Source organism: Streptococcus sp. GMD1S (genome assembly GCF_000296875.1).
GTDB lineage: Bacteria > Bacillota > Bacilli > Lactobacillales > Streptococcaceae > Streptococcus.
In genome coordinates this window covers 1-627 of record NZ_AJQY01000267.1, presented here as the reverse complement: position 1 = coordinate 627, position 627 = coordinate 1, and the positions used below count along the sequence as shown (strand labels likewise).

1 protein-coding gene and 1 pseudogene are annotated in these 627 nt (G+C 36.2%); both read right to left on the bottom strand.

Going from position 1 to position 627, the window contains the following annotated elements; genetic code table 11:
• Positions 1-263 (bottom strand): annotated as a pseudogene (locus GMD1S_RS08710) (DUF2974 domain-containing protein); the annotation flags it as partial.
• On the bottom strand, positions 253-627 hold a 375-nt coding region (locus GMD1S_RS08705), incomplete at its 5' end, for a hypothetical protein (protein ID WP_000441586.1). The pseudogene GMD1S_RS08710 and the gene GMD1S_RS08705, both read right to left, overlap by 11 nt.

Below are 627 nucleotides of genomic sequence, written 5' to 3'. Positions count from 1 at the left end.
TTCGCATCAGGAACTGGTATCGATGTAACTTTATAAGTATCTCGCAAATCAGGATCTGGCTGCAAGTAGACCTTACCGTCATGAGGAAGATGTTTACCTCCGGGAGTGATTTCACCATCATCATCTATATCTTGGGAATAATCTATCAAAGTCCAATTTACAGCATTATTATAGCGTGATAAAGTATTTGGTCTCCCTCTATAAGCCGACTGAGATAAATTTGCATAAAAATTGTCATAATCTTTTAGATTACTATCCGTCATACTTGTCCCAACCTCCATTTTTTAACACTCTAGGCTGATTATACATACCAATCCTATCTATTGAAGGCACATCATTTTTATTTTTTAATCGAAAATCTATTGTAAAGTCAGAATCCTTTATATGATTAAAAGAACCCTTCACTGATAGATTATAACCTCCCCCCTGTGGAGTTCCATTCCCTATCTGTTCAACAGTTAAACTATTCCAATCCATCTGAACAGATTCTATCTTTGAATTTTTAGACTTTACAAATTTTACAATTTCTTCTTCATGTTCCTTTAAATAAGCCATCTGCTTAGCCCGTGGGCTCAGAGTTATTCCTCCAAATAGATTTGTTTTCTGTGCCATCCATGCGCCTCCTCC